The sequence below is a fragment of the Chelativorans salis genome, from assembly GCF_025336525.1.
Lineage (GTDB): Bacteria > Pseudomonadota > Alphaproteobacteria > Rhizobiales > Rhizobiaceae > Chelativorans > Chelativorans salis.
On the sequence record NZ_JAOCZP010000002.1, the window covers coordinates 465,525 to 478,923 of the forward strand.

Genomic DNA, 13,399 nt, shown 5'->3' on the forward strand with positions numbered 1-13,399 from the left:
GCGGCGAGGCGGCGGACAAGGCGGAAAGGACGAGGAAATGACCATTAACCTGCAGAAGCCGGACATCACCGAGCTGAAGCCGAGGATTACCGTGTTCGGTGTCGGCGGTGGCGGCGGAAATGCGGTCAACAATATGATCACGGCGGGCCTCGACGGTGTCGAATTCGTGGTGGCCAACACGGACGCCCAGGCGCTCACTACCTCCAAGGCTGAACGGATCATCCAGCTCGGCGCGGCAGTAACCGAGGGGCTCGGCGCCGGCTCGCAGCCGGAGGTCGGCCAGGCGGCCGCCGAAGAGTGCATCGACGAGATCATGGATCACCTGTCGTCGACCCATATGTGCTTCGTCACCGCCGGTATGGGCGGCGGCACGGGCACCGGGGCGGCTCCCGTCGTGGCGCGTGCGGCGCGCGAGAAAGGCATCCTGACGGTCGGCGTGGTCACCAAGCCGTTCCACTTCGAGGGTCAGCGGCGCATGAAGATCGCCGATGCCGGCATCGAGGAACTGCAGAAGTGCGTCGATACCCTCATCGTCATTCCGAACCAGAACCTCTTCCGCATCGCCAATGACAAGACCACCTTCGCCGACGCCTTCGCGATGGCCGACCAGGTGCTCTATTCCGGCGTCGCCTGCATCACCGACCTGATGGTCAAGGAAGGCCTCATCAATCTGGACTTTGCCGACGTTCGCTCGGTGATGCGCGAGATGGGCAAGGCCATGATGGGCACGGGCGAGGCTTCCGGGGAGGGCCGCGCCATGGCGGCGGCGGAAGCGGCGATCGCCAACCCGCTGCTCGACGAGACCTCCATGAAGGGCGCCAGGGGCTTGCTCATCTCGATCACCGGCGGCCGCGACCTCACCCTGTTCGAGGTGGACGAGGCAGCCACCCGCATTCGCGAGGAGGTCGATCAGGAGGCCAACATCATCCTCGGCGCCACCTTCGACGAGGAACTGGAGGGCGTTATCCGCGTCTCCGTGGTTGCCACGGGCATCGACAAGTCGGCGGCCGAGATCTCCTCGCCGCCCACCGCCGTCCGCCAGCCGCAGCGGCCCACTCAGCCGCAGCACAGGCCGGAGATGCGCTCGGAGACACCGCAGCCGCAGGCGGCGCGCGAGGTGCCGGCGACTGGAGTGGACGAGGATCCGGTTGCCGAGGCGATTCGCACCGCGGAGCAGAATGCGGCGCAGCCGCAGGGTGGTTTCCGGCCGCAGAGCAAGCTCTTCAAGCCAGCCGTACAGCCGGAGCCGGCTGCCCGGCCGGCGGCACCTGCGCAGGCGGTCGCTCAGCCGCAGCCTCAGCCTCAGCCGGCCCAGCCGCGCATGCCGCGCGTGGAGGATTTCCCGCCGGTGGTGCAGGCCGAGCTCGAGGCCGGTCGCCAGGCGGCTCCCGAGGAGCACGAGGAGCGCGGGCCGGTAGGCCTGCTGCGGCGCCTGACCCATGGCCTTTCCCGCCGCGAGGAGGAAGAGCCTGCAGCCCAGCCGCCGGAGCCGCGGCTGCGTCAGCCGGAGCCGCGCCGCGTGGCCGGCAGCGAGAGCCAGCTCTACGCGCCGCGTCGCGGACAGCTCGACGAGCACGGCCGTGTCGCCCAGCAGCAGCCTCGCGCAGCACAGGAAGACGACCAACTGGAGATCCCCGCCTTCCTCAGAAGGCAGGCGAACTGAGTCGGTCACAGGTGTTAACAAACGGTAACCGGCGGGCGCTGCGGCGCCCGCTCGTGTTTGGAAAAAAGTGATTTAAAAACAGAGGATTACGGTTCGCATACTACACTACTATACCGTAACATCGGGTAAGAAAGCGTGATTTGGCGTTGTCTTACCGTAACATTATCTTCCGCCGCGAACGGTTGCGGAGCGAAGGGCATATCTGGGGCTAGTCCTGCTTCGTCGAACGGATCGCCCGCGTGGAAAGAGGATGCGTGCGATCGGGGGCGGGACAATGGGGATTGAGTTGCTCGAATACCAAACCACGCTTAAGTCGCGTTTTAGTCTATCCGGAATCGGCGTCCATAGCGGAAAAGCTGTATCCATCCACTTCAGCCCGGCAGAGCCCGACACCGGCATCGTTTTCCAGCGCGTCGACGAGGAAGCCTCGGGCCGCGTGATTCGTGCGCTGGCGGCCGAGGTTGGAGAAACGGACCTTTGCACCGGCCTCGGTGACCCGGCAGGCGACCACGTGGCGACCGTCGAGCACCTGATGGCCGCGCTGTCGGCCATGGGCATCGACAATGTCGCCATCGAGATCGACGGTGGCGAGGTGCCGATCATGGACGGTAGCGCCACCAGCTTTGTCGAGGCGTTTCAGCAGGCCGGCATCGAGACGCAGGCCAAGAAAAGGCGCTATATCCGCATTGTCAAGCCGGTGCGCATCGACATCGGCAATTCCTGGGCCGAGTTCCGGCCCCATGACGGCACCCGTTTCGAGATCGAGATCGACTTCGATAGCCCGGCCATCGGCCGCCAGTCGCTGGCCGTCGACCTCAATGCCGAGGTTTTCGCGCGCGAGGTCGCCCGCGCCCGCACCTTCGGGTTCATCAAGGATGTCGAGCGGCTGTGGGCGGCTGGCTTCGCACTCGGCTCCTCGTTGGAGAATTCGGTGGTCATCGGCGAGGACCATCGGGTCATCAATATGGAAGGCCTGCGCTATAAGGACGAGTTTGTCCGCCACAAGACACTGGACGCCATCGGCGATCTGGCGTTGGCCGGCGCGCGTTTCATCGGCTGCTTCCGCTCCTACCGCGGCGGCCACCGCCTCAACGCGACTGCGCTACGGCATCTGTTGACCGACCGCTCGGCCTTCGAAATCGTCGAGACGGCGCGGCGCGAGCGCGGCCGCGGCGCCGAGATGATCGCCGTCAACGCGCCGGTCTACGCGCCCTGGGTGCTCTGATCCTGTCATTGCCGGTTGTCCCTCGCGTCCGTTGAGCGGACCGGCGCATCTGGCCGGGATGATTGGGGACAAAGGCCTTTCTGCCCCCCTTGCCACAAAAAAGTGCCATTGCACCTCGATAGCGTTGCCGCGCGCGCCGTTTTTGCATTATGAGTGCGTGCATTATTTCTGTCAGAAACGCCGGAGGGGCGACCCGCGAATGTTGTTTAGACGCGCTGCCAGCACCGATCGCCGCCCTCGGTTCTCATCACTGGTGATCGCCGCAGCCGCCGCACCGCTTCTTTTAGCCGGCTGCAATGCGGAGAAGGACCTCGATCTGTCGACCTATGTCGAGCAGACGGAGCCGGCCGACGCGCTCTATAACCAGGGCCTCGCCAATCTGAACGCCGGGCGCATGAAGGAGGCGATCGCCAAGTTCGAGGCGGTTGACCGGCAACATCCCTATTCCGAGTTCGCCCGTAAGGCGCTTTTGATGAACACCTTCGCCAATTACAGGCAGGGGCAGTATCAGGAGGCCATCAACAACGGCAAGCGCTACGTCACCCTCTATCCCACGAGCGAGGACGCGGCCTATGCGCAATATCTGATCGGGCTCAGCCACTTCCGGCAGATCCGCGAAGTGACGCAGGACCAGCGGGACGCGCGGCTGACGATCGAGGCCATGCAGCAGGTGGTGGATCGCTGGCCCGATTCGGAATATGTGCCGGACGCCCAGGAGAAGATCCGCTTCGCGCGCGACCAGCTCGCCGGCAAGGAGATGCAGATCGGCCGCTATTATCTGGAGCGGCGCGAATACATCGCCGCCATCCGGCGTTTCCGCGGCGTGGTGGAAAATCATTCCGATACGCGTCACGTGGAGGAGGCTCTGGCGCGTCTCGTCGAGGCCTACTACGCGATGGGCGTGGCGTCCGAAGCACAGACCGCGGCGGCGGTCCTGGGCCACAACTATCCCGAGAGCCAGTGGTACAAGGACTCCTACGCGCTGCTGCAATCGGGCGGCCTGGAGCCGCGCGAGAACACCGGTTCCTGGATCTCCAGGGCCGCATCCCTCATCACGGGAAGCTGATCGCGCGAAACGATGCTGTCGCACCTTTCGATCCGCGATATCGTCCTGATCGAACGGCTCGACATCGATTTTTCTGCCGGGCTGTCGGTGTTGACCGGCGAGACGGGCGCCGGCAAGTCTATCCTGCTCGACGCACTGTCCCTGGCGCTCGGCGCCAGGGGTGACGCCTCGCTGGTGCGCCATGGTGCGGCCCAGGGGCAGGTGACGGCGGTCTTCGACCTGCCGGCCGCGCACCCGGCGCGCGAATTGCTGCGCGAGAACGCGGTCGAGGAGGAGGGGGATCTCGTCCTGCGCCGCGTGCAGACGGCCGATGGGCGCACCCGCGTCTTCATCAACGATCAGCCCACCAGCGTCGCCCTGATGCGCCGTCTCGGCCATGCGCTGGTCGAAATCCACGGTCAGCACGACGAGCGCGCGCTGGTCGACACGGCCGCCCACCGCGACCTGCTCGACGCCTTCGGCGGGCTCACCCCGCGCGCCGAGGCCGTACGCACCGCATGGCGTGCCTGGCGCGACGCCGAACAGGCGTTCTCGCGGCACCGGGCGAAGGTGGAGGCTGCCGCCCGCGAGGCCGATTTCCTGCGCGCTTCCGTGGAGGAGCTTGCAAAGCTCGACCCCCAGCCCGACGAGGAGACGGCATTGGCCGACGAGCGCGCGCAGATGATGCGCGCGGAGAAGATCGCCTCCGACATCGCCGATGCGCAGGAAGTGCTTTCGGGCAACGCCTCGCCGCTGCCCGCGCTAGCCAGCCTCCTGCGGCGGCTGCAGCGCAAGGCCCAGGAAGCGCCGGGGCTTCTGGAAGAGATCATCACGCCGCTCGACGAGGCGCTTCTATCGCTCGATGCCGCGCAAAGCGCCGTAGACGATGCCCTGCGGGCCACCGAGTTCGACCCCCAGCGCCTGGAGCAGGCGGAGGAGCGCCTTTTCGCCCTCCGTGCGGCAGCCCGCAAGCACAACGTCACCGTCGATGACCTCGCCGCCCTGCGCGACCGCATGGACGCCGACCTTGCCGATCTCGACGCCGGCGAGGAGCGGTTGGGGCTCCTGGAGAAGGAAGCACGCGCCCGCCGCGACGCCTATGACGGCGAGGCGAAGCTTTTGTCGGAAGCCCGCCACCACACGGCCGGGGCGCTGGTGGAAGCCGTGATGGCCGAACTGCCGGCGCTGAAGCTCGAGCGAGCGCGCTTCATCGTCAACCTCGACAGCGAGCCCGACGACCGCATGGAGGAGGGCATCGATCGGGTGGAGTTCTGGGTCGAGACCAATCCCGGCACGCGGCCCGGCCCGATCATGAAGGTGGCTTCAGGCGGCGAGCTGTCGCGCTTCCTCCTGGCGCTCAAAGTGGCGCTCGCCGACCGCGGCTCGGCGCCCACACTCGTCTTCGACGAGATCGACACCGGCGTCGGCGGTGCGGTGGCCGATGCCATCGGCCAGCGCCTTGCCCGCCTTGCCGAACGCATCCAGGTGCTATCCGTCACCCACGCCCCCCAAGTCGCCGCCCGCGCCCACACCCATTACCTGATCGCCAAATCCGGCGGCCACGACCGCGTGACCACCGGCATCGCGGTCATGGACACCGCATCCCGCCAGGAAGAGATCGCCCGGATGCTGGCCGGCGCCACGGTGACAGACGAGGCGCGCGCGGCGGCAGAGCGGCTTTTGCGGGAGAACGCGGCGGCGGCGGAGTAGGCGAGGAGGGGGCCGAGGGCTCCGCGTACCGTCGGCAAGGAAAGAAGCCGCCCGCCCGTCCATTGTCCTCCGAACAGAGGACAGACAGCCTTCCACCGTGGAGCTAGCCTCTCCTCATCGCAGGAGGGTTCGGCCATGCGGACTATCGAGTGGCAACCGCTACCGCACCAATTAGGCACGATCGGGTCGGAATCATCGACACCCGTCTCCCAGGCGGTTCGCACCCCGGCAGCGGCGGCGGAAACTGAGGAGAGTCCCGGTTCGGCTGCGAAGGCCGATCGCCTCATCCGCCACCCGTTCATCCTGTTTCTCGCTATGATGCTCCAGCCTGCCGGTGCTATGATGTTGAGCCTTGGGGATCGGCAGGGCGGCGGATCGATCTCTACAGGGGATCGTGAGCATGACTGAGACGGAGGAGAGCGAGGCCGATACTGCCGCGATCATGCGTCTCGTCGCGGAAGGTGTGGACGCGCTGACCCGCCGGGATCTCGAAGCCTATTCAAACGTTTGGCTGCACGCGCCCCATGTCCGCCGAGTTGCAAACTGGTCGCATGGCCGGGACGACTGGTCGGAGGGCGGGGTCTGCGTTCACGAGGGGTGGGATGCCATCCGCTCGATGTGGCGGCACATATTCGAGGAGACGAGCCTCACGGTCTTTCCCTACGGCACGCACCGGGAGGACTGGAACGTGCGCGTGGGGCGCGACATTGCCTGGGCCACCTACAAGCAGTATCCGCTTGACGGAAACAGCAGGCCTGCGCCGGACATAACCGGGTTCTCACACGAAACGCGGATATTCGAAAAGCATTCGGGCGAATGGAAGACGGTCTACATGGGCTTTTCCTTCCAGCTGCCGCGACACCCCGACGAGGCTCTGGTGAGGGTCGATGAACGTGCGACGATCATCGCGATGAGCCGGAGGGCCGCCGAGCGGATCGGCAAAAGCGCGACATTGCGCGTGCGCAACGGCCGGCTGCACGCGGTGAACCGGGATGCCGATACGCGGCTTCACGCGATGATCCGGGATGCGGCTTGCGGGGCCCCGTGGACCGGAGTCGTCCGGGTCCCGTTCATCCTCAAGGGCGAGCAGGGCTCGGTCGACTGCGTCTGCTGGATTGCATCGTCCCTGGACATGAACGGCAACGCCGTGATCGCCATCGGCGATCAGAGGGCGTCCAGCCGCTGCCTGCAGGATGCCGCGCTGGTCTATCGTCTCTCACCGGCGCAGGCGCGTCTGGCGAAGCTGATCGTCGAAGGACATGATCTCGTCGCCGCCGCCGAGCGCCTCGGCGTCACCGTCAACACCGCCCGCACCCAGCTTCATCGCATGTTCGAGAAGACCGGCGTGCGAAGCCAGCCGGCGCTCGTCACCGCACTGCTTTCGGTCGCCACACCGCTGGCATGAACTTGGGCTTGTGGAGAATTATGATTGCGGCGGCGGAAGAGGCGGGGAGGGCGGCTGAGGGCTGGCGGCGGTGCGGTTCTCGCATCCGGTTCAGGGCGCGGACGCGCGGCCTCTCCCTTTCGGCGGCGCGCTAGACCGCCATCTCATCGTGCGTATCGTTGCCCCCGTCGGCGGGTCCGTCATAAGGGGGCTTGGACCTGCGCCGGCGTTTCGGTACCGCCGTCTCCGGAGCATCCTCGGATTTCCTGCGCTTGGTGGGCGCTGCGGTCGGCTTCGTCTCGGCGTTCTGCTTGCTATCGGGCAAGTGAAGCGTGACGTGCGGGAACGGTATGTTGATGCCGCGCTCGTCGAAGACTTCCTTGATGAGCTCGTTATAAGCGCGGCCAAGCGCGAATTGCGTGCCGACAACGGTCTTGATGCGCGCGCGCACGATGATGGCGGAGTCGGCGAATTCGGTCACGCCGTGCATCTCCAGTTCGCCGATGATGTTCTCACCGAGCTCCGTCTGCTGCAGCCTCTCGAAAGCCTCCTGCATCGCCTGTTTCACTTCGCCGATGTTTTCCCGGTAGTCGACCCCGATGGACGCGAGGTGATAGCTGAAGTTCCTCATGAAGTTCGACACCGAATCGACGGATGAGAACGGGATGAGGTGGTAGACGCCGTCGATCGAGCGCAGCGAAACGGATCGGATCGTCAATCGCTCGACCGTCCCCGTAATTCCTCCCACGGTCACCACATCGCCTTCATTCATCGCATTTTCGAATTGGATAAAGGCGCCGTTGATGACGTCCTGCACCAGCTTTTGCGAGCCGAAGCCGACTGCCAGGCCGATGATGCCCGCGCCGGCCAAAAGCGGCCCGATATTGACGCCGAGCTCGGCCAGGACCAGCAGGAAGATGACGACGCTCAGCACGATTGTGAACGCATTGCGGAACAGCGCCAGCAGCGTGCGTTCGCGAGGGCTCGGTATGCGGCCGTAGGATGGGTTGAGCCGGTATTCCACCCATGACTGCACGGCAAGATGGATGAGAGCGCCGACGAAGAGCACGAAAACGGCGGCCAGCACCGAGGTCACGACCCGCTGGCCGAATTCGCTCGACAGCCAGCCGATGAAGTCGGCCACCCGCCAGATCTGGGCGATCGCCAGGACGACGGTGACCATGACGATGCCGCGGATGACCCGCAGGACATTGGGCACGAATGCATTGAGGCGCGCTTCGAGCAGCGGCAGCCGCGCCTTGACGTCGTCCGGCAGACGCATGCCGCCGGCGGCGAGCCGGACAATCGCAATGGTCAGCGCGATACCGACCGCTACCGCGACAAGCGACTGGACGGTCGCCAGAAGAACGAAGGGGAGCGCTGCCTCGCGATTGGCGAGCCATAGCACGAAGATGAGGGAAAGATAGCCGATCGCCACAATGTGCCAGAACCTGGCGACGCTGGATAGAACGCGGACGAGAGGCTCCGCCTGCCCGTGTTCGGTATAGCGGACCAGCCGTGCGCGCACCGTGTCCCGGTTCTGAAGGATGATGACCCACGCCATGGCGAGCGCGCAAAAGAGCACGAAAATGCGAAGCGCTTCGGCCGTGCTGCTTGAGATATTCGCCGCAAGAAGCGGGGCGACGAAGAGAAACGTGTAGCCGATCACGCTGACGAGGCGGCTCACCCAGAAGTACCAATAGGCCGCCGTGGTATCGTCGATGCGCCCCAGGCGCAGTGCCGGCCACCTCGGGGCAAGCAGAACGCGCGCGACAACCTTCGCAAGCTCTATGAAGAGGAAGGCGTTGAGAAAGAGGGTTCGGCTGTTGCCCGTCTGCCCGGTCAACCCGACAAGGAGCGCCGGCAGATAGCCGACGGCCCAGGCGCCAAGCACCGTAACGGCGTCCGCCCCCGCCAACGAGGCGACGATCCCGATACGTTTGACAACGCTGCTGCGCTCCGCAGCACCCGCGAGAACGCGCTGAACACGCCGGAAGGCGAGCCGCAGCAGGAAATAGGCGGCAAATGTGACGGCAACAACGAGAAGAACGTCACGCACCGAATTCCACAGGCGCCGGAAATCGATCGTGCCAGCACCCGAGATGACGTCGACCGCCTGATCACCGAGGCGCATGGCAGTGTCGATCAGTTCGGCACCGCCTTCCACGGCACCGCGCGCGTAAGCTGAGATGCCGTGCACGACGGTCATCTCAGGTGTGGCGGAAGACGGTTCATCCGCGGCCCGCAGCTTCTCAAGCAACTGCCTGCGCGCTTCGTCGTTTTCGAGGATCCGGATAAACGTCTCGACGTCGCCGCTCTGCCCACTGGTGGCCGTCTGGGATATGGCCGGCGTGGCGGCAACCACCAGCAACAGGAAGAGGACGACCAGCCGCATGTTTCACCCCCGGCACGATGCGTTCAGAGTAAGGGCAGTGGCTTTAAGCGAAGGCTCTTGATCCAGGTTAATTGCGCGACGAAGTATTTTTATTTTCTTAATAGACAATATTATCTTGTAGCAATCAGTATCATTCGTGCTGCGGCGCTGGATCCCGATGCTCGTCCTCGCCGCGCTGCCCCTTCCGCTGGGCGAATGCATGGGCTCAGCGGCACTGCATTTTCGTGCGTGCAACGGCGGTATATGTCTCAGAAGGGTGGAAAGTTCGCGTTGACGCCGCTGAACTTGAATGGGCAGACAAACAGGACATTCAGTTCGTGGCCCTAGCCTGCATCAGTGCGCACCCCATGTATCCGCAAGTCGGTAACCTTCGGGCCAAGGATCAGAAGGATCAAGCATGTGCTGATGGATGCCGGTGATCCAGCTTCGACCCGAGATTTCCGGATGGATGGCCGGGCGGTCACCTACGGTTGTCTCACCCAAAATTTGGCCCAAGAAGGTCGAACCGATCAGTGAGCGGGCGGTGAGGCGGCCCCCCGTCTTCATCTGCCCGCGCGCATGCAGCACCGCCATGCGCGCCGAGAGCGCCGTGCCGGTCGGAGAGCGATCGACCTTGCCCGGCTGGATCACGACCGCCGCGCCAGCCTCAAGCCCATGCTGCCCCTCGATCAACGGCCCGGCGAAGAGGCAGAATGAGATATGTCGCCAATCCGGATTCTCGGGATGCTCGAAGCCCAGTTGCGCATTGGCGGCATCGGTGATCTTTACGCCCAGCGTCGCGATGTCATGCGCCTCGCCCTCGTTCAGCGAAAAGCCCAGCTTCGCGGCGTCCGCGATCACGAAACTGTCGCCGCCATAAGCGGTGTCGACCGTCAGCGTGCCAACTCCCTCGACCTCAAGCGATGCATCGAGGCGGGCGGCGAAAGAGGGCAGGTTCTGGACAAAGATACGTTCCGCCTTGCCGTCACGGCACTCCGCCCGCACGCGGACAAGACCGCCCGGTGCCTCCAGAACCAGGTGCGTCTCGGGTTCCGTCATCGGGACGATCCCGGTATCGAGCAGCACGGTAGACACGCAAATCGAGTTGGACCCCGACATCGGCGGCGTGTCCTCCGGTTCCATGATGATCCATGCGGCCTGCGCCTCCGGATGCTTGGGCGGCACCAGCAGGTTCACATGCCGAAAGACCCCGCCTCGCGGCTCGTTCAGCACGAAATTGCGCAAGGTCTGGTCTTGCGCAATCCAGCGGCTTTGCTCCCAAATCGTGTCGCCCGGAGGTGGCGAGACGCCACCGACGATCACATCGCCGACTTCCCCTTCGGCATGGCAGGAGATGACATGGATGGTTTTCGTGCTGCGCATGCCCATTCCTTACTATGTGGTTGGCAAGGAGCCGGAGTATGCCCGGATCAAAGAACATTCACTAGCAGCAAGGTCTGAAAAGGGCTCGATCGAGGCGCTTCTCGATCGGCGATCTCGCAGACATTGCGGCCATCCGGAGTTATCTTCAACCACGATGATTACGAGAAATCGAGTAAAGCAATGACAGCAGATGAGTACAGAACTGCGCTTCAAAGCATCTTGCAGGCTCATGCGCAGCCAGCCTTGGATCGGCTCCACGCCATAAAGCGATCCCTCCCGGAACAAGCCCGGCAGCTCATGGTCGGGATTCATCCAGGCCAAAGCGAAGAAGGTTTCTTCGCCGTTATGGTCCATTTGGATGGTCCGGATCTTTACGTGCTTAACAAGGCAATAGCGCCGCACCGCTCGCTGTTTGAAGTTCGGTGTATGGATGGCCAGATGCAGCCGAATGTTCCCGTGTTCGATCCACATGAGCCGGCGTTTTCTGTGAACGATGTCATCGTAGACACCTGCATGGAGTGGGTTGAAAGTCTTTGGCAACGGCTCGGCGGCGTCGGCCTGCCGGCCGTCGTTTTCGGAGAGGAAGACTACGGAACTATAGAGAGCAAATCTTTGCTTCCTTGAAAGCACGAATGACCGCTCAGCGTCGGACCTTCCGGTTCCTTTTTGTCGCGGTAGGGTGGAGAACAGTCATCCACGACGAGCGTGGTGGATGGCTTATACGCGGACTTTCAGGGCATTCGTCAGGCGTCTCCATCGCTGAGGTTGATACAATTCGTCGAATTCACCCTGGAGTCATTGACGGAGGGGCATTAAACGCGCCCCAGTTCCTCCGCCAGTATCTCGTAGACGAGCCGGATGCGCCGGCTGGTGCGGAGCTCGCGGTGGGTGACGAGCCAGACGGGAAATCGTGGCGGTTCGAGGTCGGGGAAGAGCTCGACCACGCCTTCGGTGCGCAGCGCGATCTCGCGGCTCATGAGGCCAACGCCCAGTCCGCGTTTGACCATTTCCCACACGACGGCCGAGCTTTCGGAGACGAGGCGGAAACCGTCCACCGTCGCACGCGTGCCGATGCCGCGCATAAGTTCGGCGAAGCGCTCGCTCTGCTCGTAGCCGATGAAGTCGTGCGGCGCGACATCCGCCGGCGATTTCGGATGTCCGTTGCGAGCGAGCCAAGATGAAGCAGCATAAAAATGCGCAGTGCTCTCGCGCACCAGTCTGCCGATGAGGTTGTCGCCCTCGGGCCGCACATGGCGGATAGCGATGTCCGCCTCGCGCCGCTGCAGGTCGCTGAGCGAGTTGGAAGCGATGATGACGAGCGTGACCTGCGGCGCTTCCCTGCGGATGCGCGCTACGATCTCCGGCAGGACGTAGGCTGCGTTGCCGTCGGTGGCGGAGATGGTGACGCGACCCTCGATCGCCTCGGCACGGCCGCTCGCCGCGAAGCTCATGGCGAGGGCGGCTTCGCCCATGGCGCGCGCATGCTGCAAAAGGCTGTCGCCCGCCTCGGTGAGCACGAGCTTCTTGCCGATTCGCTCGAACAGAAGAACCGCAAGCTCGGCCTCAAGGGCGGCGACCTGCCGGGACAAGGTGGGCTGAGTGAGCCCGAGCTTGCGCGCAGCGGCCGAGAGCGACCCGGCCTCGGCGGTGGCGAGGAAGGCGCGAGCGCGGTTCCAGTCGATTTCAGTCATACAAAAAAGTATATCGCTTGTGCGTTGGTCCGCAATTCCAAATTCCTGCGCATATGCTAGAGCACGATGCACAAGGAGGCCACCAGTGTTCCAAACGCACAACGACGCACGTTTCTGGGACCGCATCGCGCGCAAATACGCCGCCGATCCGATCGCCGACATGGCGGGCTACGAGCGGACGCTGGCGCGTACGCGCGACTATCTCGATGGCGGCGAGACGGCGTTCGAGTTCGGGTGCGGTACGGGTACGACAGCGCTGCGGCTGGCACCGTTTGTCGCGCGCATCGTGGCAACCGACATATCGGGCGAGATGATCGCGATCGCGCGCGAGAAGGCCGTGGCGCAAGACTGCGCCAACGTCGAGTTCGCGGCAGCGACGCCAGATGCCGCACCCTGGCCGGACGGTTCGTTCGACGTGGCGTTCGGTTTCAACGTGCTGCATCTGGTGGCCGAGCGGGAAGCGGCCCTGCGGGGGTTACATCGGCTCCTGAAACCGGGCGGGCTCTTCATCTCCAAGACGCCGTGCCTGAAAGAGATGAACCCCGCCGTGCGGGTTGCGATACCGGTCATGCAGTTCGTCGGCAAGGCGCCCTATGTGTCGGTCTTTTCCGGGCCGGAGCTGGAGCGGGAGATCGAAGCCGCCGGCTTCGAGATCGTCGAGAGCGACCGCCACGGCACGCGCGGCAGGGATGCCCGGCCGTTCCTCGTTACAAAAAAGCAGTGAAGATGCCCTCTGAATGCGCCGGATCTCATGTCTGGCCGTCAACAAGGCCGCCGGCATGCGCCAAGGAGTGTGGCTGCCACACGATCTCGCCTTCCGGTCGGAGAGTAGGGCTTCCGAGCCGCAAGAACGGCAACGAAGGTCCCGAAAGGGCTCAAACAACCGTTCGCCGTGCTTGTCGTGGATGACCGCAGAGGGTCGAA

Annotated in this window: 11 protein-coding genes; 8 read left to right on the forward strand and 3 right to left on the reverse strand. The window is 64.4% G+C overall.

Annotation, left to right across the window (positions count from 1 at the left end):
• Positions 1 to 37 precede the first annotated feature (37 nt).
• The 6 genes from ftsZ to N5A92_RS08240 all read left to right on the forward strand — a co-directional run bounded on the left by ftsZ (position 38) and on the right by N5A92_RS08240 (position 7,048).
• Positions 38 to 1,663 (forward strand): cell division protein FtsZ, encoded by a 1,626-nt coding sequence (gene ftsZ / locus N5A92_RS08215; RefSeq protein WP_260901674.1) that lies wholly within the window; start codon positions 38 to 40, stop codon positions 1,661 to 1,663.
• A gap of 274 nt (positions 1,664 to 1,937) precedes the next feature.
• Positions 1,938 to 2,888 (forward strand): UDP-3-O-acyl-N-acetylglucosamine deacetylase, encoded by a 951-nt coding sequence (gene lpxC, locus N5A92_RS08220; RefSeq protein WP_260902317.1) that lies wholly within the window; start codon positions 1,938 to 1,940, stop codon positions 2,886 to 2,888.
• A 199-nt stretch (positions 2,889 to 3,087) separates the two neighbouring features.
• Complete coding sequence (locus N5A92_RS08225; RefSeq protein WP_260901676.1) at positions 3,088 to 3,954, forward strand: outer membrane protein assembly factor BamD; 867 nt, start codon at positions 3,088 to 3,090, stop codon at positions 3,952 to 3,954.
• A 12-nt stretch (positions 3,955 to 3,966) separates the two neighbouring features.
• Positions 3,967 to 5,643, forward strand: coding sequence for a DNA repair protein RecN (gene recN, locus N5A92_RS08230; RefSeq protein ID WP_260901677.1), 1,677 nt, complete (start codon positions 3,967 to 3,969; stop codon positions 5,641 to 5,643).
• A 135-nt stretch (positions 5,644 to 5,778) separates the two neighbouring features.
• Complete coding sequence (locus N5A92_RS08235; protein WP_260901678.1) at positions 5,779 to 6,051, forward strand: hypothetical protein; 273 nt, start codon at positions 5,779 to 5,781, stop codon at positions 6,049 to 6,051.
• Positions 6,044 to 7,048: a nuclear transport factor 2 family protein gene (locus N5A92_RS08240; RefSeq protein ID WP_260901680.1), complete on the forward strand. Its 1,005-nt coding sequence runs from the start codon at positions 6,044 to 6,046 to the stop codon at positions 7,046 to 7,048. Before N5A92_RS08235 ends, N5A92_RS08240 begins: the two co-directional genes overlap by 8 nt.
• A 130-nt stretch (positions 7,049 to 7,178) precedes the next feature.
• Here N5A92_RS08240 and N5A92_RS08245 read toward each other — a convergent pair whose 3' ends face one another.
• Both N5A92_RS08245 and N5A92_RS08250 read right to left on the reverse strand, forming a co-directional pair.
• Positions 7,179 to 9,422, reverse strand: a complete 2,244-nt coding sequence (locus N5A92_RS08245; protein ID WP_260901681.1) for a mechanosensitive ion channel domain-containing protein — start codon at positions 9,420 to 9,422, stop codon at positions 7,179 to 7,181.
• Positions 9,423 to 9,755: 333 nt separating this feature from the next.
• A complete protein-coding gene (locus tag N5A92_RS08250; protein ID WP_260901683.1) occupies positions 9,756 to 10,784 on the reverse strand; it encodes a trans-3-hydroxy-L-proline dehydratase in 1,029 nt (342 codons plus the stop codon).
• A gap of 180 nt (positions 10,785 to 10,964) precedes the next feature.
• Between N5A92_RS08250 and N5A92_RS08255 the strand changes: the two genes are divergently transcribed.
• Entirely contained in the window at positions 10,965 to 11,408 is a 444-nt protein-coding gene (locus tag N5A92_RS08255) for a DUF6389 family protein (protein ID WP_260901684.1), read from the forward strand.
• Positions 11,409 to 11,596: 188 nt separating this feature from the next.
• Here the strand turns inward: N5A92_RS08255 and N5A92_RS08260 are convergent, their stop codons facing one another.
• Entirely contained in the window at positions 11,597 to 12,475 is an 879-nt protein-coding gene (locus N5A92_RS08260) for a LysR family transcriptional regulator (RefSeq protein WP_260901686.1), read from the reverse strand.
• A gap of 85 nt (positions 12,476 to 12,560) precedes the next feature.
• Here N5A92_RS08260 and N5A92_RS08265 point away from each other — a divergent pair, with 85 nt between their 5' ends.
• Positions 12,561 to 13,199 (forward strand): class I SAM-dependent methyltransferase, encoded by a 639-nt coding sequence (locus N5A92_RS08265; RefSeq protein ID WP_260901688.1) that lies wholly within the window; start codon positions 12,561 to 12,563, stop codon positions 13,197 to 13,199.
• Positions 13,200 to 13,399: the final 200 nt, after the last annotated feature.

Coding starts and splice junctions, on each gene's coding strand:
- N5A92_RS08245 (WP_260901681.1), bottom strand. CDS start 9,422: ATGCGGCTGGTCGTCCTCTTCCTGTTGCTGGTGGTTGCCGCCACGCCG.
- N5A92_RS08255 (WP_260901684.1), top strand. CDS start 10,965: ATGACAGCAGATGAGTACAGAACTGCGCTTCAAAGCATCTTGCAGGCT.
- N5A92_RS08235 (WP_260901678.1), top strand. CDS start 5,779: ATGCGGACTATCGAGTGGCAACCGCTACCGCACCAATTAGGCACGATC.
- lpxC (WP_260902317.1), top strand. CDS start 1,938: ATGGGGATTGAGTTGCTCGAATACCAAACCACGCTTAAGTCGCGTTTT.
- N5A92_RS08225 (WP_260901676.1), top strand. CDS start 3,088: ATGTTGTTTAGACGCGCTGCCAGCACCGATCGCCGCCCTCGGTTCTCA.
- recN (WP_260901677.1), top strand. CDS start 3,967: ATGCTGTCGCACCTTTCGATCCGCGATATCGTCCTGATCGAACGGCTC.
- ftsZ (WP_260901674.1), top strand. CDS start 38: ATGACCATTAACCTGCAGAAGCCGGACATCACCGAGCTGAAGCCGAGG.
- N5A92_RS08260 (WP_260901686.1), bottom strand. CDS start 12,475: ATGACTGAAATCGACTGGAACCGCGCTCGCGCCTTCCTCGCCACCGCC.
- N5A92_RS08250 (WP_260901683.1), bottom strand. CDS start 10,784: ATGCGCAGCACGAAAACCATCCATGTCATCTCCTGCCATGCCGAAGGG.
- N5A92_RS08240 (WP_260901680.1), top strand. CDS start 6,044: ATGACTGAGACGGAGGAGAGCGAGGCCGATACTGCCGCGATCATGCGT.